This is a genomic window from Pseudomonas sp. TAA207 (assembly GCF_001529285.1).
GTDB lineage: Bacteria > Pseudomonadota > Gammaproteobacteria > Pseudomonadales > Pseudomonadaceae > Aquipseudomonas > Aquipseudomonas weihenstephanensis.
On the sequence record NZ_LLWJ01000071.1, the window covers coordinates 236,215 to 257,566 of the forward strand.

Sequence of the window (21,352 nt, forward strand, 5' to 3'; positions counted from 1 at the left end):
GTCAGGCCTTCTAATCACCAACAAACCACGGGGTGAAGCGCCAAGCGCGAACGCGTCTGGCGCCTGAGTGCTGTCACGCAGGCAAAAAACCTGCGGGGGCAGCGCAATCTTCACCCGCTGCGTGCCGGGCAGAATGTGCATTGAGTACGGCATGGGCTTGCTTGTTAAGCAGTTCACCCGCGGCCAGGCGCCGGGTTTGGTCGAGCGACACACGCGCCATTTCAAGCGCTTGCCACTCGTCATCCGCCACTTTTTGCATCATAAACACCTGCGCCAAGGCGTGGGTATGGGCGATAGGGCCGTATTTATTGATCGAGCGCACCGCGTGGTAATGGTCATTGCACGCAGCCAGTTGCGAACGGTAGGGGGAGCCGAGGTTTTCATGATCAGACATGACGCGTTCCTTTTTAATGAGAGGTAATGACTACCCACTCACTGTCTCGCGAACCGCCTGACAGAAAACCTTGAACATTATGAGCCACCGATCAGGGCGGCATTATTCAGGCTCAAGCGCCTTACCCGGCAAATCCCCCACTCGCTAAAAAGGCGCGCTCTTCATCGGTTGTCTCGCGCCCCAAAACCTCATTGCGATGCGGAAAACGACCAAATCTTTCAATGATGTCCGCGTGATCCTTGGCCCATTTGACGTCTTTTGGCTCGAAGTCCTGGTGCAGTTTTACCGACAACTGCTGATCGGCCCAATCTTCGGAGTGCTCGAAAGGCAAGTAGCAAAACACCCGCAAGGAGGCTTCGATCTGCTTGTCCATTCCCGCCTCAATCATCTGCCGCGCATAAAAACGTGCCAGCGGATCAGTGGCGAACATATGGCCGGTGCCACGAAAGGCATTGCGCGGGTATTGATCGAGCAGGATCAACAACGCCAGCGCACTGTCAGGTGCCGACATCCAATGGGCCAATTCGCGGCGGGCGGCCTGGAAGTGGGGGATGAAAAAGACATCGCGAAACCGGTTATCGAACGCTTCATCCTTGGCGAACCAATGCTTTGGACCTGCCTGTTTCCAGAACTCAATCACGCTGTGCGCAGAAGGTTGAACGTTGCTGTCGATGGTGATCACGCGCTATTCCTCTGGGTGTGATGAAAAACGATGCCTACACCTTAGACCGATTGTGAGGTTGTAACGGGCGTATTCAGACGTGCGCAGCCAGTCTTGACCGCGCCCTGTTCGCCCCAACGCATTCAAGCAAGACGATGCCTTGCTCAACGCGCGGGTCAAGCAATGCAAGCAGGCCGACCTCGGCGCACACTTTTTCACAAATTAGTTTGACTCTAAGGTCAAGTTATCCAGCCACCGGACGATAGCATTGCGCCATTACTGTTTGGTGCGAGCCTGTTCGCGCCGCTGTCTTACCTGCACCCCGCGTGCAGGCTGCCTTTGATTTTTAGGATCGCTGATGAACTTACGTAACATGAACATTGCCCCACGTGCGCTGCTGGGATTCTCCCTGATCGGCACCCTGATGTTGATTTTGGGCATTTACGCCCTCGTACAAATGAACAAAATCCATCAAGTGGGACAGAGCATTGCGACCAGCGACATGCCCAGCCTGGTCGGTCTCAATAATTTCAGTTACTTCAACCAGCGCCAACGCGTACTGAGCTATCAACTGCGAGATGAGCCGGACCCAGACGCCAAGGCCCGTATATTCAGCGAGCTGCAATCACTGGAAGAAAGCACGCACAAGGCCATGGCCGATTACATTGCGCTCATCAGCAGCGCGCAAGAACAAGCCAGTTATGAGCAATTAAGCCGTGAGCAAGCGCAGTACCGCACCCTGGAAGCGCAATTGATCCAACTGGCGCGCAACGATCAACAAGACGAATTGAAACGTCTGCAAGCCGGCCCGCTAAGTGTGGTGTCACGCAATATCAGCGCCGCCATCGAATCCATGCTGGACATCAACGCCAAACAAAGCGCTCTCGCCAATCGCCAAAGCACTGAAAACTACGCCACCACCTTCAACTTCACCATCGCCCTGCTAATCATTGCCACCGCACTGACCATTCTGTGCGCGTGGCTGCTGACCAACAGCATCACCCGCCCCATCAGCCAAGCCTTGCAAGCAGCCGAGACCATTGCCAGTGGCGATCTGACGCGCCCGATCAACGTCGAAGGCCGTGATGAAGCCGCGCGGTTGCTGCTGGCGATGCAGAGCATGCAAAACACGCTGCGCGACACCTTGCAGCACATCGCAGGTTCCGCCACCCAACTGGCCTGCGCCGCAGAAGAGTTGAACAGCGTGACCGACGAAAGCGCCCGAGGGCTGACGCAACAAAACAATGAGATTCAACAGGCCGCCACTGCCGTGACCGAAATGACCAGCGCGGTCGAAGAAGTGGCCCGCAATGCCGTGAGCACTTCCCAAGCCTCCAAAAGTGCAGCTGATTCGGCGGGTGACGGGCGCGACCTGGTGCAAGAAACCGTGACCGCCATCGAGAGCATGGGCAGCGACGTGCAAACCACCGCCGACCTGATTGGCAATCTGGCCAAAGAGTCGCAAGACATTGGCAAAGTACTGGACGTGATTCGCGGCCTGGCCGATCAAACCAACCTGCTGGCCCTCAACGCCGCCATTGAAGCTGCGCGCGCAGGCGAAGCGGGACGCGGCTTTGCCGTTGTGGCCGATGAGGTCCGTGCCCTGGCCCACCGCACCCAGCAATCGACCAGCGAAATCGAGCACATGATCGGCAGCATTCAGGGCGGCACCGAACACGCCGTCAGCTCAATGCGCCAATGCACCGAGCGCGCCGAGTCGACCCTCAACATCGCCCGTGGCGCAGGTATCTCGCTGGAAACCATCAACGGCGCGGTGATCGAAATCAACGAGCGCAATCTGGTGATCGCCAGCGCGGCTGAAGAACAGGCACAAGTGGCCCGCGAAGTGGATCGCAACTTGATCAACATCAACGACCTGTCTGTGCAATCGGCCAGTGGCGCCAGCCAGACCAGCCTTGCCAGCAATGACTTGGCGCGCCTGGCCACCGACCTGAATGCAATGGTGGCGCGTTTTAGCCTCTAACCCCGCTGCCTGTTGGAGCCGGCACCGTGCAGCGCTTTGCCACAGGACAGCGCTGCATGGCCAGCACAAAAGGACTTCGAGGACATGGCCCCCGAAGAGCTGAGGATCAACGCCTGTGAAGCCATGCAGGCCCCTCAGCAAGCCTGCCTGCAAGACCGTCGCCCACCTGGACTAAAAAAAATCCCCGCGCTTCTTTCGAAGGGCGGGGATCTTTTGTCCTGAGGCTCTTAGTGCGCGTAAGTTAGTAACAACTCCGTCGGCACTTTGAAGTCCAGGGACATCATGACGCTCAGCGCGGTGATGGTGAAGATCGAGAACACGAACAGCTTGCGTGCCCACACCTTGTCGTCGACCGCTTTGTAACCGGTCCACGCCATGTACAGCCAGTACATGCCCATCGCAGCCGCCACGGCCATGTAGCTCATACCGGCGTAACCGCCGAGGGTGAGCATCAGGGTCGCGATCAGGAACGCGAGGATGTAGAGCAGGATGTGCTTCTTGGCCACTTTGATCCCGCGCTTAACAGGCAACACCGGAATCGATGCGGCCAGGTAGTCGTTGAAGCGGAAGATCGCGATGGCGTAGGAATGCGGCATCTGCCACAGGCTGAACATCACCAGCAAAGTCAGTGCGGCCAGGTCGAAGCTGTTGCTCACAGCCACGTAGCCGATAACAGGCGGCATTGCACCCGACAGACTGCCAATCAGCGTGCCGTGAACCGACTTGCGCTTGAAGTACAGGCTGTACAGACCGACGTAGATCACGAAGCCGATCGCGGCAAACAATGCTGCCAGCGGGTTGGCCACGCGATACAGCAGCACTAAGCCTGCAACCCCCAGCAAGGTGGCGTAAACCAACGCCACCTTGAGGGAGATAAGGCCTTGCACCAGCACGCGGTTCTTGGTGCGGTCCATCTTGATGTCTATGTCGCGGTCGATGCAGTTGTTGAATACACAACCCGACGCAACCACCAAGGAGGTGCCGATCACCGCAGCCAGGAACAGGGCAAGATCAAAATGCCCCTTCGAGGCCAGGAAGAACCCGCCTGCCACAGAAAGCACGTTACCGAAAATGATCCCCGGTTTGGTGATTTGGATAAAGTGCTTAAAGGACATCGGGCTTACCTCACTTCGCCATCATTTCAGTGTGGATGCTGAACATGATCCACAGGGACAAGCCCACCAGCAGCACAATAACCAGGGCTGCGAATACCAGCGCTGTGACGTTATTGCGTTGTGCAGGCGAACGGTCCAGGTGCAGGAAATACACCAGGTGAACAATCACTTGAACCACAGCGAACAACAGTACGATCGCCAGGGTGGTCATTTTAGGCAGCGATGGGTACATCACCAGCCCGAACGGAATGACGGTCAGGATGACCGACAGGATGAAGCCGATTACGTAGGACTTCACGCTGCCGTGGTTCGCGCCGTCAGAATGTGCGTTAGCCATTTACAGAGTCCCCATCAGGTAAACAACGGTGAATACGCAGATCCACACCACGTCCAGGAAGTGCCAGAACAAGCTAAGGCAGCTCAGACGGGTTTTGTTGGTCGCTGTCAGGCCATTTTTCTGGACCTGATACATCATGATCGCCATCCAGATCAGACCGCTGGTCACGTGCAGACCGTGGGTACCGACCAGGGTGAAGAACCCGGACAGGAAGCCCGAACGACTAGGGCCGTAGCCTTCAGAAATCAACATGTGGAACTCGTTGATTTCCATGCCGATGAAGCCGGCACCGCACAGGAAGGTCATGGCCAGCCAGAACAGCACCTGGCTTTTCTTGCCCTTGAACAACGCCAGCATGGCGAAGCCGTAGGTGATCGAGCTGACCAACAGCAGTGCGGTTTCACCCAGCACGTACGGCAGTTCGAAGATGTCGTGGCCCGACGGGCCACCCGCTACGTTGTTAACCAGTACCGCGTACACCGCGAAGATCGACGCAAACAAGATGCAGTCGGTCATCAGGTAGAGCCAGAAACCAAATATGGTTATCTCGCCCGAGTCGTGGTGATGGTCATCATGCCCATGGTCTTGACCATGGGCGTGTCCAGCATGGGTCGCTAAGTTCGACATGGTTTATGCCTGTTCCAACTTGGTTTCAACACGGGTAGCCGGGATCTTGCCAGCCGCTACCAGACGCTTGTGCTGCTCGGCTTCGATGCGCTCGATGGTTTCCACCGGCACCATGTAGCCTTGGTCATCACGGGCAGCGTGGATCGCGAAGTACGCGACAGTGCCAACCAGGCTGACGATCGCCAACCACCAGATGTGCCAGATCATTGCAAAACCGAACACGGTCAGCAGTGCGCCCATCACCACACCGGTAGCGGTGTTGTTTGGCATGTGGATCGGTTCGTACTTGGCCGGAGCCTGGTACGCAGTACCGTTTTCCTTGGCTTCAGTGAACGGGTCGATACCGTCGGCTTTTGGCAGCACAGCAAAGTTGTAGAACGGAGGTGGCGACGAAGTCGACCATTCCAGGGTGTGACCATTCCATGGATCGCCGAATTCGCAGGCGTTCTCTGGCTTGTTGCGGTCACGTACGCTGACGTACAGCTGGATCAACTGGCAGGCAATACCGACAGCAATCAAGGCAGCACCGAATGCAGCCACGTACAGGTAAGGCACCCACTCAGGGTTGGTGCTGGCGTTCAGACGACGGGTCATGCCCATGAAGCCCAGTGCATAGAGCGGCATGAACGCAACGAAGAAGCCAACGATCCAGAACCAGAAGGCAGCCAGGCCCCACTTCTCGTTCAGCTTGAAGCCGAACGCTTTAGGGAAGAAGAAGCTGAAGCCAGCGATGTAGCCGAATACGGCGCCGCCGATGATCACGTTGTGGAAGTGAGCAATTACAAACAGGCTGTTGTGCAGTACGAAGTCAGCACCCGGAATGGCCAGCAATACGCCAGTCATGCCGCCGATGGCGAAGGTCACCATAAAGCCCAGTGTCCACATCACCTGGCTGGTGAATTGCAGACGACCGCGGTAGATGGTGAATAGCCAGTTAAACAGCTTCACACCCGTGGGGATCGAAATCAGCATCGTTGCCAGACCGAAGAAGGCGTTGACGCTGGCACCCGAACCCATGGTGAAGAAGTGGTGCAGCCAAACCATGAAGCCCAGGATCGAGATCGCGCCACTGGCGTAGACCATCGAGTGGTGACCGAACAGACGCTTGCCAGTGAAGGTCGAGATGACTTCAGAGAAGACCCCGAACGCCGGCAGAATGAGGATGTACACCTCAGGGTGACCCCACGCCCAGAACAGGTTGACGTACATCATTGGATTGCCACCAAGTTCATTGGTGAAAATGTGGAAATCCATGTAACGGTCAAGTGTCAGCAGCGCCAGAGTAGCAGTCAGGATCGGGAACGAGGCCACGATCAGAACGTTTGCCCAGGTGCAGGTCCAGGTGAAAATCGGCATGTCCATGATTTTCATGCCCGGGGTACGCATTTTCAGCACGGTGGCCAGGAAGTTAACCCCGGTTAACGTCGTACCTAACCCCGATAACTGGAGCGCCCAGATGTAGTAATCCACACCCACGCCCGGACTGTAGGCCAGACCCGACAGCGGCGGATACGCAACCCAACCGGTCTTGGCGAACTCGCCGACGCCCAGCGACAGGTTGACCAGTACCACGCCCGACACCAGGAGCCAGAAGCTCAGGGAGTTCAGGAACGGATAGGCAACGTCACGTGCGCCGATTTGCAGCGGCACTGCAAGGTTCATCAGGCCGGTGAAGAATGGCATCGCCATGAAGATGATCATGATCACACCGTGGGCGGTGAAGATCTGGTCATAGTGTTCAGGCGGCAGGTAGCCCGGCGAACCTTCGGTGGCCATCGCCAACTGGGTACGCATCATGACGGCGTCGGCAAAGCCGCGCAGCAACATGACCATGGCGACGATGATGTACATCACGCCAATCTTCTTGTGGTCGACTGACGTTAGCCATTCGGTCCACAGGTAGGTCCACTTTTTGTAGTACGTGAGTGCTGCAACCAACGCCAGACCACCGAGCAGAATCATAGCGACGGTGATCATCACTATCGGCTCGTGGAACGGTATGGCGTCCAGACTTAATTTACCAAACATCGTTTACTCCTCTGCCCCGGCAGCTGAATGCGAACTGGTGTCCAAACCTTCGGTCCCGGCCACTTCTTTCTTCTCGTGGTTTACCGGCTTGCCTGGTTTCATGCCTTCATACTTGTCGATGATGGTCTGGAACAGGTTCGGTGCGTACGAGGAGTAGAGCTCAACGGGATTGTTCTGACTCGGCTTGGTCAAGGCTGCGTATTCAGCTGTATCAAGCTGTTTAGGTGACGCTTTGACTTCACTTACCCACGCATCGAAATCAGCTTGGGAAGTCGCGATTGCTTTGAATTTCATGCCGGTGAAGCCCGCACCGCTGTAGTTGGCAGAGATGCCATCCAGCTCGGCGTTCTTGTTGGCAATCAAATGCAGCTTGGTCGTCATACCGGCCATGGCGTAGATCTGGCCGCCCAGGCCCGGGATGAAGAACGAGTTCATGACCGTGTCGGAGGTGATACGGAAATTAACCGGTGTGTTGGCCGGGAACACGATCTTGTTGACGGTCGCAATACCCTGGTCCGGGTAGATAAACAGCCACTTCCAATCCATTGCCACCACTTCGATGGTGACTGGCTTGACGTCAGACTGAATCGGACGGTAAGGGTCCAGTGCGTGGGTCGACTTATAGGTGATCACGCCCAGGGCGATGATGATCAAAATCGGCACGGTCCAGATCACAACTTCGATCTTGGTGGAGTGCGACCATTTCGGTGCGTAAGTGGCGTTTTTGTTCGACGCGCGATACTTCCACGCGAAAATGATGGTCATCAGGATGACCGGAACCACGACCAAGAGCATCAGCAATGTTGCAGTGATGATCAGATTCTTCTCATCGATGCCGACCTGCCCCACCGGATCGAGCAACGTCATATTGCAGCCTCCCAGCAACAACATGCCGAAAAGTGGCAATAAGCCAAAGAGTCTGGGGTACCTTTTTTTAGTCATCTCACGACCTCTAAAACAGCTTGCATAATGCAGTTGGTTTTATGCGCCAACACTTCACCCTGCCAAGGGTTGGCATTTTTCCGATTGAATAAGGGCCTGCTTCATCGCTGTAAGGCGAGTGGGCAAATCCTGGGTTAGCAGTGATTTCTTATTCGATACGTGGTCAAAGGCCTTGTCACAGACCAATTCCATTTGGTGCGGAACTTAGAAGGGTTGCCAGTACCTTGGGAGTCGCATGGGTAGCCTGTCACTCACTGCCCAGACGACCTTCAACTTCCCGCTTGGGCTCAGGGATGAGCAGGCTGGACGTTCAGTGCGGGCGATTGTAGTTAGGTAGCTCTCTATAAACCATGTCTCATCCCGAAATAATTATTCTCGGCTGCGGTAACAATCCCACACTATTATTACGCCCCGCGTTTATACCCTCCCCCCGACGCACCTGTAGCACGCCCTTGCTGCCCCTTAAAAATCGCCCCTTTTTAACGCACCTGCGCGCGCGTCCCGGTGCCTCAAGACGCCCAAAGAAAAAGGGTTTCAGGGGTTTTTCATCGGGCCACGACCCAGCGATTTCAACCCCGGCATCACCGTCAAAACGCCTCATCCCCCCTAAAACAGATGAGACGTTTCAGCTGTGTATTGTGAAATAAAAACATGCCTTGTGACAATTTATCCGTGACAATATGTCGCAGTGTCGCAACCCCCTACACTGCGCCGCATCACATTCCCTTCACATTTTTCGTAGACGAAAAAAAGCCCCGCACTTCGGGAGAAGGACGAGGCGGCTATACCCTGATTTAGTGATTCAGGCGGATTTGTTCCGGTTGCGGTAAATCCCCAGCGGAACCAGTACGGCGGTCAGCACGAACGCCACCAGCGCCCATTGTGCCAACGACAGGCCTAGCACCGGCGGGTACGGCGTTGAGCAGAAGCCGTCAACCTGAAAGCCCAGCGGGAAGATCGCCGCCAGCGGCAGGCCATCCACAATCGGTTGCAAGGCATCCAGACCGCAGCTCACCGCCGGATTGGCCAAAATGTAGACATGGCGCCCCGCCGCAACGATGCCACCGATGGCACTCAGCACCACCAACCCTTCAAACACCGTAATGCTGCGTGTGGTGCGCATGGCCGCGCCAACAAAGGCAAAGAGCGCGATCAGCAGCAGTGCATAACGTTGCAGGATGCACAGCGGGCAAGGCGCCTCACCGAGCACGATCTGCATATACAGCGCACCGCCAATGAGCGCCAGGCAGATCAGCCCCAGCAAGACCAGAAAGCGCTTCTCGCGCCCCAGTCGCATCATGTCATCCGTCATACCGCTTCCCTTTGCCTGATTTTCGAATGGCCATACAGCCGAATAAAGCGCGCAGTTTACACCCAGACCCCGAATGTAGATGCAGGGCAACTGTAGGAAGGGATTTAACTGCGAGTCGGATTAAAGCGCGATTAACAAAAAGCCCGCAGCCATCGTCGAATGCGACCGCTGCGGGCTTACGCGCCAATCAGATGCACTCACCCAAAGGGCTTACTCCAGCGCAGCCGCCGGGCCGAAGAACTCGTAACGGCTCTGTTTTTCCGGCACACCCAAGGCTTTGAGCTGACGCTTGATCGCGCCCATGAAGCCTTTAGGCCCCAGGAAATAGGCGTCTACATCACGATCCTCGGGCAGCCATTTTTCCAGTACTTCAGCGTTGAGCATGCCCACATGGTCTACCGCAGGGCCTTGCCCGTCGTGTTCGGCGTAGCAGTAAAAACGTTGTAATTGCGGGAATTGCTCGGCCAGTTCATCCACCCAGCCCCGAAATGCATGCACCTGGGCATTGCGCGCGCAGTGAATAAAATGAATCGGACGCTGGGTCGCCAGTGCCGCTTCCAGCATGGGCAAGGTCGGGGTAATACCCACACCGCCACTGATCAACACCAGCGGTTTGTCGCTGGCCGTCAGGGTGAACTCACCTGCGGGCGGGAACAACTCAACAATGTCACCCACTTGCAGACGGTCGTGGAGGAAGTTCGACACCACCCCACCCGCCTCGCGCTTGACGCTGATACGGTAGCGGCCGACCTGCGCCAGCGCCGACAGCGAATAGTTGCGACGCGCTTCGACCCCGTCGATGTCCAATTTGATGCCGATGTACTGCCCGGCCTCAAACTCAAGGATCGGTTGCTGGTCCACCGGGCGGAAATAAAACGATGTGATTTCCGCGCTCTCCTGAATGCGGGCCGCGAGCTTGAACTCACGACCGCCACGCCAGCCGCCCGGCGCTGCGGCTTTCTGGTCGTAGATCGCCGCTTCGGCGCCAATCAAGATATCGGCCAATTGACCGTATGCAGCCCCCCAGGCGGCCAACACCTCGGGCGTTGCAATATCACTGCCCAGCACTTCTTCGATAGCACGCAGCAAGCAGGTGCCGACAATCGGGTAATGCTCCGGCAGGATTTGCAGGGCCACGTGCTTGTTAATGATCTTGGCCACCAGATCGCCCAACTGGTCGAGTTGGTCGATGTGGCGCGCATACATCAGCACGCCATTGGCCAACGCACGCGGCTGATCACCGCTGGCCTGGTTCGCCTGATTGAACAGCGGGCGCACCTGGGGGTATTCAGACAGCATCAAACGGTAAAAATGGGTGATCAGCGCTTCACCGCCGCTTTCCAGCAGCGGCACAGTGGATTTGACGATGGCACGATCCTGAGCAGTAAGCATAAAGTTGACTCCTGAGCACGTAGGCATTAACTAAACTTTGATTACCTTTTAGCTATCAGTAATCGTGCCAACTTTAAAACCCTTTAAAAACAGCGACTTGCAAACTAAATAGTCATTATGACTCAGCTTGTTTTATAGTCACTTCGACTACACGAGGTCAAAATGACTGCAAAATTACTGCTAACCACCCTGCTACCTCTGGTAGCCGATCTGTCACGCGAGCTGCCTGAAAGTGAGCGTTACCGACGCCTGCTCGAAGCCATGCGCGCCCTGCTCCCTTGCGACGCAGCGGCACTGCTGCGGCTGGACGGCGATTGGCTGGTGCCATTGGCCGTGGACGGACTGAGCCTGGACACCTTGGGGCGTCGCTTCAAAGTCAGTGAACACCCACGCTTTGACGTGCTGCTCAGCAGCCCCGGCCCCACACGATTCCCCAGCAATTGCGACTTGCCCGATCCGTATGACGGGCTGGTTGACGGCTTGGCCGAACACTTGGAAATCCACGACTGCATGGGTTGCCCGCTGTTTATAGATGAGAAGCCCTGGGGGTTGCTGACGCTGGACGCGCTCGACCCCAAACGTTTTGAGCCGATTGAACTGGACGCCCTGCAAGCTTTCGCCAGCCTCGCAGCGGCCACCGTCAACGTTGCCCAACGCATTGAGCGACTCGCCTTGCGGGTTGAGGACGAGCAACTCAAAGCCGAGTTGTATCGCCAGGCGCACGGTACGCCCAACAAAGAACTGATCGGCCAGAGCAAAGCCCATAAACGCTTGCTCGATGAAATCGCGCTCGTAGGCAGCAGTGACCTGACCGTGTTGATCACCGGTGAAACCGGCGTCGGCAAAGAGTTGGTCGCGCAAGCGATTCACGCCGCCTCACCACGCGCAGACAAACCCATGGTCAGCCTCAACTGCGCGGCGTTGCCCGACACGCTGGTCGAAAGCGAACTGTTCGGCCATGTACGCGGCGCCTTTACCGGCGCGATGAATGACCGGCGCGGCAAATTCGAACTGGCCAATGGCGGCACATTGTTCCTGGACGAAGTCGGCGAATTGTCACTCACCGTGCAAGCCAAACTGCTGCGCGTGCTACAGAGCGGCCAATTGCAACGCTTGGGTTCGGATCAGGAACACCGCGTCGACGTGCGTCTGATCGCCGCCACCAACCGTGACCTGGCCGAAGAAGTGCGCAGTGGCCGCTACCGCGCCGACTTTTATCACCGCCTGAGCGTGTACCCGCTCAAAGTGCCCGCCTTGCGTGAACGTGGGCGCGACGTGTTGCTGCTCAGCGGCTTCTTCCTTGAACAAAACCGCTCGCGCATGGGCTTGGGCAGCCTGCGCCTGAGTCCCGACGCCCAAGCTGCACTCGTGCAGTACGACTGGCCGGGTAACGTGCGCGAACTGGAACACCTGATCGGGCGCAGCGCCTTAAAAGCCTTGGGCAATTGCAGCACACGGCCGCGTATTTTGACCCTGACCGCGCAAGACCTGGACTTGCCCTCCTGCGAGGTTATTGAGACGGCCACGACACCACCAACCCCACCCCCTGCGGCCGTCGGTGATTTGCGCCGGGCGACCGAAGCCTACCAACGCCAGCTCATCAGCGCCTGCCTTGAACGCCACCCAAATAACTGGGCCAGCGCGGCGCGAGAACTGGGGCTGGATCGGGCCAACCTCGGCCGTATGGCCAAACGGTTGGGGTTGAAATAAGCCTCAAGCACTGACCTGTCGCTGACGAACATCGCGAGGCACGCATGACGCTGCCTCTGCCTTCGCGCACGTCTCATAAAGTCGCGTTACTGGAAGCCTCGCTGTCAGCCGATGCCCTACTTGTGGAGCAACTAGTGCGGTTGGGCTATGAAGGCTTGGTCATTGCAGGCTTTGGCGCCGGGCATTTGAGCGAACTCTGGGCTGAGGTTCTACAACCGATTGCGGCCAAAATACCGGTCATCGTTGGCTCACGCACAGGGGCGGGCTCCACGGCCTTCAACACCTATGGGTTCAAAGGGGGAGAAATCGACTTGACCCGCAAAGGCCTGCATATGAGCGGCTTTCTGTGCCCGCGCAAAGCCAGACTCTTACTGTGGTTGCTTATTGGGTGCGGCCAACAGTCGAGATTGAAAAACTTTTTGCGCGATCTCTCCGTAGGCGGGTAACACTGTGGCCTGCCATGCAGGCCGCACTAGAGAGCGAGTGCTCAAGGTCGCGTTGTGATCTGATTGGCCCTACTGGCTAAAGACCCACTAAATCAGGTCGATAACCCTGTATCGCCCGCTGCTGTTGGCTTTTAGCCCGCGCGCATCTCTTTACACAGAAGGTTTTTATGTCATCCCACAACGCCCGCGCAGACTCTCTTTCGCTTCTGCTATTCACTTTGCGCAGCGGCAAGCTGATGGCGATTAACTTGCTCAAAGTGAGCGAAATCATTCCCTGCCCGCCGCTGACCAAAATGCCTGAGTCGCACCCTCACGTAAAAGGCATTGCCGTGCTGCGCGGTGCGTCGCTGTCGGTCATCGACCTGAGCCGTGCCATCGGCGAGCAACCACTGGAAGACCCCAACGGCGGTTGTCTGATCGTGACCGATGTCAGTCGCTCCAAACAAGGTTTGCACGTGCAGGCAGTGAGCAAGATCATTCACTGCCTGAGCACAGATATTCGCCCGCCACCCTACGGCGCAGGCGGCTCGCGCTCGTTCATCACCGGCGTGACCCGGGTCGATGATGTGCTGGTACAAGTGCTCGATATCGAAAAAGTGATTCACGGCATCGCTCCCTCGAAAATCATCGAGGAGCCGGATGCGGTGACGATGGAAGAAGCCGAGTTGCTGGCCAATGCCCGCATTCTGGTGGTCGATGACAGTCAGGTGGCTTTGCAACAGTCAGTGATTACCCTGCGCAATCTGGGCTTGCAATGCCACACCGCCCGCAGCGCCAAGGAAGCCATCGACCGTCTGCTGGAACTGCAAGGCACCAAAGAGCAAATCAACCTGGTGGTGTCGGACATCGAAATGTCTGAAATGGACGGTTACGCCTTCACCCGCACGCTGCGCGAAACCCCGGACTTCAAGCACCTTTATGTGCTGCTGCACACCTCGCTCAACAGCGCGATGAACAGCGAAAAAGCGCGTCTGTCCGGGGCCAATGCGGTGCTGACCAAGTTCTCGTCGCCTGACCTGACCAAATGTCTGATTGAAGCCGCACGCACGGTTGCCGCGCAGGGTTACTGAGCGTGACGGGTGACACGTGCTTGCTGCTGCGCAAAGACTTGCGCGGGCCACTCCCTCCCGCGCACTGGCCAGCAGGCATCCGCGTGGTGAGCCTCAGTGACTCATGCCTGCCCGACGCGCACGCCTTGCTTGTCGAAGGCTATGCGCCCGGCCACGGCAGCGTTGAACCTTTGGAGCTGTGGCGAGAGGCGTTGATTCACGATGCCGAATACGATCCGCAACTGTGTTTTTTAGCGATGCAGGACGCCCGCGTGGTGGGCGTCGCCCAAGGCTGGACCAGCGCCTACCTCAAAGACTTGGTCGTGCACCCGCACTATCAAGGTCTAGGCATTGCGAGCGCGTTATTGGCGCATGTGTTCAGCGTGTTCAAGCAGCGGGGCGAAGCCTGCGTCGACCTCAAGGTCATGGCGCACAACCTCAAGGCCTGCTGCCTGTACACAAAACACGGCATGGCGCTGGTGCAAAGGCTCAGCCTTTAAGCGCTTAACGCCGGGTTTGCCAGAACTCCTGCGCCAGCGAGCGCAAGCCTGCGGCCAGATCGGCCACTTCCCCCGAGTTGCGGTGGCTGTGTTGTCCGGCATCGACTGTGACTTCGCACGCGCTGCGAATGCCTGCAATGTTGCGGTTAATGTCTTCGCTGACCACGCTTTGCTCTTCCACCGCCGAGGCAATTTGCAGGTTCATCTCGTTGATTCTCTTCACTTGCAGGCTGATACCGCTCAACGCACTGCTGGCCAACTGCGCCTGATTGACGCTGGTCTGCGCATATTCGCTGCTGTGCTGCATGACTTCTACCGCCGCACGCGCTCCCCCCTGCAAGTTACTGATCATCTGCTGGATTTCCTGGGTGGACTGCTGGGTACGTTGCGCCAAACCCCGCACCTCGTCCGCCACCACGGCAAAACCGCGCCCTTGATCACCTGCACGCGCCGCCTCGATTGCTGCATTGAGCGCCAGCAGGTTGGTTTGCTCAGCGATGCTGCGGATCACCTCCAGCACCGATGAAATATCACTGCTGTGGCTCTCAAGGTGATGCACCACCTCAGTGCCACGCGCCAGCTCGCTGGCCAGATACTGCGCCGAGGTGCGGCTTTGCATCACCAGGTCATGGCCTTCGCGGGTTTCATGTTCGACCCGGTCGGCGGCTTGAGAGGCTTGCTGCGCATTGTTGGCCACTTGCGCCACACTGGCCGCCATTTCGTTAATGGCGATCGCCACCTGGTCGGTTTCCAGTTGCTGATGCAGCGTACTGTCATGGCTGCTTTGCAGGTGTTCAACCAACTCGCTGGCATGCCCGGCCAAACGTTGCGAGGCGTCACCGATACGCCCCACCACCGCCCCGACTTGCGCTTCCAGCATGTTCAGCGCGAACGCTATCTGGCCGACGTCATCGCGCCGCCCGGTATAAATCTGCTGACTCAGCGGGTTATCGCCCACGCCTTTTGCACGCCGGGCCAAAGCATTCAAAGGCTGGAGCAGCCAGCTAATGGCCGCCGAACTCAGCAGGCTGCCCACCAGCCACACCGTCACCGCCGCTTGCAGGTCGATCTGGGGCAACAGCAGCGCGCCCAAAGCCGTCACTGCGCCAAACACCGCACTGACAATCAGCGCCAGCTTGCTCGTCAGCCCCAGGTGCCCCAAACGCTGCAACACAGATCCGCGCCCGGCACGCATGCGCGCGTAGCAGGCTTCAGCCACGGCGACCCGCTCGGGGGACGGATGGGTACGCACCGATTGGTACTCCACGATTTGGCCATTGCGCTTGACCGGCGTGACGTAAGCGCTGACCCAATAGTGATCGCCATTTTTACAGCGGTTTTTCACCATGCCCATCCACGAGCGACCTGACTTGAGCGTCTGCCACATGTGACTGAAGGCAGCGGCGGGCATATCAGGATGACGCAACAGGTTATGCGGGCTGCCCAACAGCTCACTCAGCGCGTACCCGCTGACGTTTATAAAGTCGGGGTTGGCGTAAGTGATGCAACTGTTGAGGTCGGTGGTGGAGAGAATGTTTGCGTCGGGTGCAAAATCAACGGATCGGCCGGTAATCGGTAGATTGATTTTCATGACAGGCGCGCTCGAATTATTAGGTGAGAGTCGGCAGGGCTGTCGACTCTAAGCGCACCTATTAACCAAACACTGATCTAGCGCAGGTGTGCCGAAGTTAATCGGGCACACGATGAAAATGGGGGATAAATGACGTTTTTTCGACGCCAATAATCAGCGCTTACCCATGGTTTTGCGCGTGCCGTGCGGCGGCGCGCCAGGGGTTTTGTCGTGACCGCCCTTGCCGGATTTTTGATACCACGGCTGGTTATCTTTTTTGCCTTGGGCAAACGCCGCCGGGTTGAACGGAAAGCTGAACGCAGGAACGGCCGGTTTGTCAGCAGCGTTCGCAGTTGTTTCAAGCTCGACCTGTTCTGCCGCCAGTGTTTCGGGAGCCGTCGGTTGTTTAGGGGAAGTCATGAAAGCTCCGGAGAATGCGGGGGTAGGAATAAAGCCGCGCAGTATACCTGCCATCCTCGCCCCGCGTTGCACTCAGAGGTAGGAAATAGTCAGCACACCATTGCGTACACCTTGCTCCTCACTGTAAGCCGGGGTGTTGAGCTTCTGATAGGAGGCGACAAACGGTAACTGGCCCGTGCGGCAGGCATTGTTCGCCATGTTCACTGCCAGCACCACGCTGGGGGCCACTTCAATCAGTTTCGTCTGTTCGCCAAAATCCACGGCGCCCGAGCGGCCATGTTCACACGCGGCCTCCATCACCTTGCCGCGAAATTCAATCGTGCCACCCTTGGTGGCGGTTTCAGACACCGCCTCATTGGAAAGCCCAAACAACACACAAGCTGCCAGCCCCAGTGCAAATACTTTCATCAATTACCCCCCGGTTCAGGGACGCGCCAGCGCCCCACTCTTATAACCAGACCATCGGCCAAGACCCTGTTTTCTTTAGGGTTATAAACCGGCTTTTCACTTAACTGTCAGCAATGTCAGTTTGACGTCACGCTACTGACCGGGTTGACGCGCTATAACCGCTGGCACATTGCAAACACTCTCATTTCACGCACACGGCGTTTACCCGGCATGCGCATTTCAAACAACAAGATCCTGCTGAGCCTGCTGATCATGGCCTTGATCGTGACCGGCCTCTGGCTGCTCACTCGCCCGGCTAAAACCAAACCCACCCACGCGCCAACCGTTCCGGTGCGCGTGATCCAGGTGGTGCAACGCGATGTGCCACGCTATGTGAGCGCGATAGGCGCGGTGCTGTCACTGCACAGTGTGATGATCCGCCCGCAAATCGACGGCATCCTCACCCAGTTGCTGGTCAAGGAAGGCCAAAGCGTCAAGGCCGGGGATTTGCTGGCCACGCTGGATGATCGCTCGATTCAGGCCAGCCTCGATCAAGCCAACGCGCAACTGGGGCAAAATCAGGCGCAGTTGCGGGTGGCGCAGATCGACCTTAAACGCTATCAACTGCTGAGCGTCGACAACGGCATCTCCAAACAAACCCTCGATCAGCAACAAGCGCTGGTCAATCAGCTCAAAGCCACAGCCCGTGGCAATCAGGCCGCCATCGCGGCGGCCAAGGTGCAGTTGTCGTATACGCACATTCATTCTCCGGTCACCGGGCGCGTGGGGATCCGTGCGGTAGACCCCGGTAATTTCCTGCGGGTCAGCGACGCGCAGGGGCTGTTTTCGGTGACGCAGATCGACCCGATTGCCGTGGAATTTTCGCTGCCACAACAGCAACTGCCCACCCTCCATGACTTGCTTGAGGCCAAGACACCGGCCTTGGTCAAAGCCTTTATCGGCGACAGCGAGCACAGCATCACCCCCTTGGGCGAAGGGCGTTTAAGCCTGATCGACAATCAGGTGTCGGCGACTACCGGCACGATCAAGGTCAAAGCGCAGTTTGATAACCCCCAGCACACGCTGTGGCCCGGCCAACTGGTGAATGTCGAGCTTCAAACCGGGGTTGAGCAGAACGCTTTGGTGGTGCCGCCGAGCGTGGTGCAACGCGGGCTGGATAACTACTTCGTGTACCGGGTTAAAGGCGATGGCGTCGAAAGTGTGCCGGTGCGCATGGTGTATCAAGACACCGACCTTAATATCATCAGCGGCGTCAACGAGGGCGACACGCTGGTCAGTGACGGTCAGTCGCGGCTCAAGCCCGGTTCGCGGATTGAGGTCTTGCATGAACCTGCGCAGACGCCTGACGCGTTGGTGCAACCATGACCGCCAGTCGCTCACTCTCAGCCTGGTGCGTTGATCACCCGGTGGCCACGGTGCTACTGACTTTCGCGCTGGTGTTGGTCGGTTTGATTGCGTTTCCACGCCTGCCCATTGCGCCGCTGCCCGAGGCGGAGTTCCCCACCATTCAAGTCTCGGCCCAGTTACCCGGCGCCAGCCCCGACACCATGGCGTCGTCGGTGGCGACCCCGCTGGAGGTGCAGTTCAGCGCCATCCCCGGCGTGACGCAAATGACCTCCAGCAGCGCGCTGGGTTCGACCACCCTGACCCTGCAATTTACCCTCGACAAAAGTATCGACACGGCCGCCCAAGAAGTTCAGGCGGCCATCAATACCGCCTCCGGCAAATTACCCAAAGACATGCCGACGCTACCCACCTGGAAGAAGGTCAACCCGGCGGACAGCCCGGTGCTGATTCTCAGCATCAGTTCGATGCAGATGCCCGGCACCGAATTGAGCGACTACGTTGAAACCCTGCTGGCGCGGCAAATCAGCCAGATCGACGGCGTAGGGCTGATCAATATCACCGGCCAGCAGCGTCCGGCAATCCGCGTTCAGGCGTCTGCCGACAAACTGGCGGCCATTGGCCTGACCCTGGCCGACATCCGGCTGGCGATTCAGCAAACCAGCCTCAACCTGGCCAAGGGCGCGCTGTATGGGCCATCGAGCATTTCCACGCTGTCGACCAACGATCAACTGTTTAACGCCGATGACTATGCCCAACTGATCGTCGCGTACAAAGACGGCGCGCCAGTGCAATTGCGCGACGTGGCGCGGGTGATCAACGGCTCAGAAAACGACTACGTGCAAGCCTGGTCCGGGCATCAGCCAGGTTTGAACCTGGTGATTTCACGTCAGCCCGGCGCCAACATCGTTGAAACCGTGGACCGCATTCAGGCTGCCCTGCCCGGCTTGCAAGCCATGCTCCCGGCGTCGGTCGAGGTGAAGGTGCTCAGTGACCGCACGCAAACCATCCGCGCCTCGCTGCACGAAGTCGAAATCACGCTACTGATTGCCGTGCTGCTGGTGATTGCCGTGATGGCGCTGTTCCTGCGTCAATGGTCAGCCACGCTGATCGTCTCGTCAGTATTGGGCGTGTCGTTGATCGCCAGTTTCGCGCTGATGTACGTGCTGGGCTTCAGCCTCAATAATCTGACGCTGGTGGCAATTGTGGTGGCCGTGGGCTTTGTGGTCGACGATGCGATTGTGGTGGTGGAAAACATCCATCGTCACCTCGAAGCGGGCGACAGCATGCGCGACGCGGCAATCAAGGGTTCCAGCGAAATCAGCTTCACCGTAGTGTCGATCAGCCTGTCGCTGGTGGCGGCGTTTATCCCGCTGTTGTTCATGGGCGGTGTGGTCGGGCGGCTGTTCAAGGAATTCGCCCTGACCGCGACTTCGACCATTTTGATTTCGGTACTGGTGTCCCTGACCCTCGCGCCGACCTTGGCCGCGCTGTTCATGAAAGCCCCGGTGCACCCGGCCGATGCCACACCCGGCTTCGGTGAACGGTTGCTCGCGCTGTATGAAAAAGGCTTAACGCGCGCCCTGGCGCACCAACGATTAATGCTGGGGGTGTTTGGCGTAACGCTGGCCATGGCCGTGGCCGGTTATGTGCTGATCCCCAAAGGGTTCTTCCCGGTGCAAGACACCGGCTTTGTGTTGGGCACCAGCGAGGCTGCCGCCGACGTGTCCTACCCGGACATGGTGAAAAAACATTTGGCCCTGGCCGACATCGTCAGCAACGATCCTGCCGTCAAGGCGTTTTCGCATTCCGTGGGCGTGACCGGCAGCAACCAGACCATCGCCAACGGGCGTTTCTGGATCGCCCTCAAAGACCGCAGTGAGCGCGATGTGTCGGCCAGTGAGTTCATCGACCGTATACGCCCGCAACTGGCCAAAGTGCCCGGCATCGTGCTGTACCTGCGCGCCGGACAAGACATCAACCTGAGCGCCGGCCCCAGCCGCAGCCAGTATCAATACGTGCTCAAGAGTAATGACGGGCCGACCCTGACTGCCTGGACCCAGCGCCTGACGGAAAAACTGCGCACCAACCCGGCCTTTCGCGACCTGTCCAACGACCTGCAACTGGGCGCCAGCATCACCCACATCAGCATCGACCGAAACGCCGCCGCGCGCTTCGGACTGACCGCCACCGATGTCGATGAAGCGCTCTACGACGCCTTTGGCCAGCGACAGGTGAATGAGTTCCAGACCGAGATCAATCAGTACAACGTCATCCTTGAACTCGACGCGCAACAACGCGCCAAGGCCCAAAGCCTGAACTACTTCTACCTGCGTTCGCCGCAGACCGGCGACATGGTGCCGCTGTCTGCCGTGGCCAAGGTCGATGCGCCGATCAGTGGCCCACTGTCCATCAGCCATGACGGCATGTTCCCGGCCGCTAACCTGTCGTTCAACCTCGCTCCCGGCGTGGCGCTGGGCGATGCGGTGTTGATGCTCAATCAGGCAAAAAATGACATCGGCATGCCCAGCACGATCAGCGGCAACTTTCAGGGAGCGGCCCAGGCCTTTCAAAGCTCGCTGGCCAGTCAGCCGTGGTTGATTCTGGCGGCGCTGGTGGCGGTGTACATCATTCTTGGTGTGCTGTACGAAAGCTTCGTGCACCCGCTGACCATCATCTCAACCTTGCCCTCGGCAGGCCTCGGCGCGTTGCTGATGCTGTGGATCTGCGGGCAAGACTTTTCGATCATGGCGTTGATCGGGTTGGTGCTGCTGATTGGCATCGTGAAGAAAAACGGCATTCTAATGATCGACTTTGCCCTGCATGCTCAACGCACTCGTGGGCTGGCGCCCGAGCACGCGATCTATGAGGCCTGCCTGACGCGTTTTCGGCCGATCATCATGACCACGCTCGCCGCATTGCTGGGCGCACTGCCGCTGATGCTCGGCTACGGCACCGGCGCCGAGCTGCGTCAGCCTTTGGGCATTGCGGTGGTGGGCGGGCTGCTGGTGAGTCAGGCGCTGACGCTATTTACCACGCCAGTCATATACTTGTGGCTTGAAAGGCTGTTCCACCGGTCCAAACCCGTCAGCTTGCTGGCGACTGATCACTGA

18 protein-coding genes and 3 pseudogenes are annotated in these 21,352 nt (G+C 58.0%); 8 read left to right on the top strand and 13 right to left on the bottom strand.

Annotation, left to right across the window (positions count from 1 at the left end; all coding sequences use genetic code 11):
* Window positions 1–73: 73 nt before the first annotated feature.
* Both AP059_RS19230 and AP059_RS19235 read right to left on the bottom strand, forming a co-directional pair.
* Window positions 74–394: a hypothetical protein gene (locus AP059_RS19230; RefSeq protein ID WP_059765046.1), complete on the bottom strand. Its 321-nt coding sequence runs from the start codon at window positions 392–394 to the stop codon at window positions 74–76.
* A gap of 121 nt (window positions 395–515) precedes the next feature.
* Window positions 516–1,067, bottom strand: coding sequence for a DUF924 family protein (locus AP059_RS19235; protein WP_371260640.1), 552 nt, complete (start codon window positions 1,065–1,067; stop codon window positions 516–518).
* 412 nt (window positions 1,068–1,479) lie between these two features.
* On the opposite strand from AP059_RS19235, the pseudogene AP059_RS23115 reads away from it, so the two are divergent.
* Window positions 1,480–1,908, top strand: a pseudogene (locus AP059_RS23115) (MCP four helix bundle domain-containing protein); the annotation flags it as partial.
* A complete protein-coding gene (locus tag AP059_RS19240; protein ID WP_371260641.1) occupies window positions 1,909–3,039 on the top strand; it encodes a methyl-accepting chemotaxis protein in 1,131 nt (376 codons plus the stop codon).
* Between the two features lie 227 nt (window positions 3,040–3,266).
* Here the strand turns inward: AP059_RS19240 and cyoE are convergent, their stop codons facing one another.
* The 7 genes from cyoE to hmpA form a co-directional block, all read right to left on the bottom strand.
* Window positions 3,267–4,154 (bottom strand): heme o synthase, encoded by an 888-nt coding sequence (gene cyoE, locus AP059_RS19245; RefSeq protein ID WP_047273811.1) that lies wholly within the window; start codon window positions 4,152–4,154, stop codon window positions 3,267–3,269.
* 10 nt (window positions 4,155–4,164) lie between these two features.
* Entirely contained in the window at window positions 4,165–4,491 is a 327-nt protein-coding gene (gene cyoD / locus AP059_RS19250) for a cytochrome o ubiquinol oxidase subunit IV (protein ID WP_048362582.1), read from the bottom strand.
* Entirely contained in the window at window positions 4,492–5,118 is a 627-nt protein-coding gene (locus tag AP059_RS19255) for a cytochrome o ubiquinol oxidase subunit III (RefSeq protein ID WP_048362581.1), read from the bottom strand.
* Window positions 5,119–5,121: 3 nt separating this feature from the next.
* The gene (gene cyoB, locus AP059_RS19260; protein ID WP_059765053.1) at window positions 5,122–7,146 is read right to left on the bottom strand and encodes a cytochrome o ubiquinol oxidase subunit I; all 2,025 of its coding nucleotides are present in this window, start codon (window positions 7,144–7,146) and stop codon (window positions 5,122–5,124) included.
* A 3-nt stretch (window positions 7,147–7,149) separates the two neighbouring features.
* The gene (gene cyoA, locus AP059_RS19265; RefSeq protein ID WP_048362579.1) at window positions 7,150–8,088 is read right to left on the bottom strand and encodes a ubiquinol oxidase subunit II; all 939 of its coding nucleotides are present in this window, start codon (window positions 8,086–8,088) and stop codon (window positions 7,150–7,152) included.
* Between the two features lie 802 nt (window positions 8,089–8,890).
* A complete protein-coding gene (locus AP059_RS19270) occupies window positions 8,891–9,400 on the bottom strand; it encodes a disulfide bond formation protein B (protein WP_059765055.1) in 510 nt (169 codons plus the stop codon).
* A 210-nt stretch (window positions 9,401–9,610) separates the two neighbouring features.
* Window positions 9,611–10,792, bottom strand: coding sequence for an NO-inducible flavohemoprotein (gene hmpA / locus AP059_RS19275; RefSeq protein WP_059765057.1), 1,182 nt, complete (start codon window positions 10,790–10,792; stop codon window positions 9,611–9,613).
* A 162-nt stretch (window positions 10,793–10,954) separates the two neighbouring features.
* Between hmpA and norR the strand changes: the two genes are divergently transcribed.
* The 4 genes from norR (at window position 10,955) to AP059_RS19295 (ending at window position 14,497) form a co-directional block, all read left to right on the top strand.
* The gene (gene norR / locus AP059_RS19280) at window positions 10,955–12,502 is read left to right on the top strand and encodes a nitric oxide reductase transcriptional regulator NorR (RefSeq protein WP_059765059.1); all 1,548 of its coding nucleotides are present in this window, start codon (window positions 10,955–10,957) and stop codon (window positions 12,500–12,502) included.
* 44 nt (window positions 12,503–12,546) lie between these two features.
* Entirely contained in the window at window positions 12,547–12,948 is a 402-nt protein-coding gene (locus tag AP059_RS19285) for a hypothetical protein (RefSeq protein WP_059765061.1), read from the top strand.
* 167 nt (window positions 12,949–13,115) lie between these two features.
* Window positions 13,116–14,018, top strand: a complete 903-nt coding sequence (locus AP059_RS19290) for a chemotaxis protein CheV (RefSeq protein ID WP_048362575.1) — start codon at window positions 13,116–13,118, stop codon at window positions 14,016–14,018.
* 2 nt (window positions 14,019–14,020) lie between these two features.
* Entirely contained in the window at window positions 14,021–14,497 is a 477-nt protein-coding gene (locus AP059_RS19295) for a GNAT family N-acetyltransferase (protein ID WP_059765063.1), read from the top strand.
* A gap of 4 nt (window positions 14,498–14,501) precedes the next feature.
* On the opposite strand, the pseudogene AP059_RS23120 reads toward AP059_RS19295, so the two are convergent.
* The 4 genes and pseudogenes from AP059_RS23120 to AP059_RS19310 all read right to left on the bottom strand — a co-directional run.
* Window positions 14,502–15,494: pseudogene (locus tag AP059_RS23120) on the bottom strand (methyl-accepting chemotaxis protein); the annotation flags it as partial.
* A 312-nt stretch (window positions 15,495–15,806) separates the two neighbouring features.
* Window positions 15,807–16,088: pseudogene (locus AP059_RS23125) on the bottom strand (PAS domain-containing protein); the annotation flags it as partial.
* Window positions 16,089–16,241: 153 nt separating this feature from the next.
* Window positions 16,242–16,487 carry a hypothetical protein gene (locus AP059_RS19305; protein ID WP_059765067.1) on the bottom strand — a complete coding sequence of 82 codons (246 nt, stop codon included), beginning with the start codon at window positions 16,485–16,487 and terminating at the stop codon, window positions 16,242–16,244.
* A 72-nt stretch (window positions 16,488–16,559) separates the two neighbouring features.
* A complete protein-coding gene (locus AP059_RS19310; RefSeq protein WP_059765069.1) occupies window positions 16,560–16,895 on the bottom strand; it encodes a hypothetical protein in 336 nt (111 codons plus the stop codon).
* 210 nt (window positions 16,896–17,105) lie between these two features.
* Between AP059_RS19310 and AP059_RS19315 the strand changes: the two genes are divergently transcribed.
* Together AP059_RS19315 and AP059_RS19320 are read left to right on the top strand one after the other, a co-directional pair.
* Window positions 17,106–18,260, top strand: a complete 1,155-nt coding sequence (locus AP059_RS19315) for an efflux RND transporter periplasmic adaptor subunit (protein ID WP_059765071.1) — start codon at window positions 17,106–17,108, stop codon at window positions 18,258–18,260.
* Window positions 18,257–21,352 (top strand): multidrug efflux RND transporter permease subunit, encoded by a 3,096-nt coding sequence (locus tag AP059_RS19320; protein WP_059765073.1) that lies wholly within the window; start codon window positions 18,257–18,259, stop codon window positions 21,350–21,352. Before AP059_RS19315 ends, AP059_RS19320 begins: the two co-directional genes overlap by 4 nt.

Coding starts and splice junctions, on each gene's coding strand:
- AP059_RS19230 (WP_059765046.1), bottom strand. CDS start 394: ATGTCTGATCATGAAAACCTCGGCTCCCCCTACCGTTCGCAACTGGCT.
- hmpA (WP_059765057.1), bottom strand. CDS start 10,792: ATGCTTACTGCTCAGGATCGTGCCATCGTCAAATCCACTGTGCCGCTG.
- AP059_RS19255 (WP_048362581.1), bottom strand. CDS start 5,118: ATGTCGAACTTAGCGACCCATGCTGGACACGCCCATGGTCAAGACCAT.
- cyoA (WP_048362579.1), bottom strand. CDS start 8,088: ATGACTAAAAAAAGGTACCCCAGACTCTTTGGCTTATTGCCACTTTTC.
- norR (WP_059765059.1), top strand. CDS start 10,955: ATGACTGCAAAATTACTGCTAACCACCCTGCTACCTCTGGTAGCCGAT.
- AP059_RS19305 (WP_059765067.1), bottom strand. CDS start 16,487: ATGACTTCCCCTAAACAACCGACGGCTCCCGAAACACTGGCGGCAGAA.
- AP059_RS19310 (WP_059765069.1), bottom strand. CDS start 16,895: ATGAAAGTATTTGCACTGGGGCTGGCAGCTTGTGTGTTGTTTGGGCTT.
- cyoD (WP_048362582.1), bottom strand. CDS start 4,491: ATGGCTAACGCACATTCTGACGGCGCGAACCACGGCAGCGTGAAGTCC.
- AP059_RS19285 (WP_059765061.1), top strand. CDS start 12,547: ATGACGCTGCCTCTGCCTTCGCGCACGTCTCATAAAGTCGCGTTACTG.
- AP059_RS19290 (WP_048362575.1), top strand. CDS start 13,116: ATGTCATCCCACAACGCCCGCGCAGACTCTCTTTCGCTTCTGCTATTC.
- cyoE (WP_047273811.1), bottom strand. CDS start 4,154: ATGTCCTTTAAGCACTTTATCCAAATCACCAAACCGGGGATCATTTTC.
- AP059_RS19240 (WP_371260641.1), top strand. CDS start 1,909: ATGCTGGACATCAACGCCAAACAAAGCGCTCTCGCCAATCGCCAAAGC.
- cyoB (WP_059765053.1), bottom strand. CDS start 7,146: ATGTTTGGTAAATTAAGTCTGGACGCCATACCGTTCCACGAGCCGATA.
- AP059_RS19315 (WP_059765071.1), top strand. CDS start 17,106: ATGCGCATTTCAAACAACAAGATCCTGCTGAGCCTGCTGATCATGGCC.
- AP059_RS19320 (WP_059765073.1), top strand. CDS start 18,257: ATGACCGCCAGTCGCTCACTCTCAGCCTGGTGCGTTGATCACCCGGTG.
- AP059_RS19270 (WP_059765055.1), bottom strand. CDS start 9,400: ATGACGGATGACATGATGCGACTGGGGCGCGAGAAGCGCTTTCTGGTC.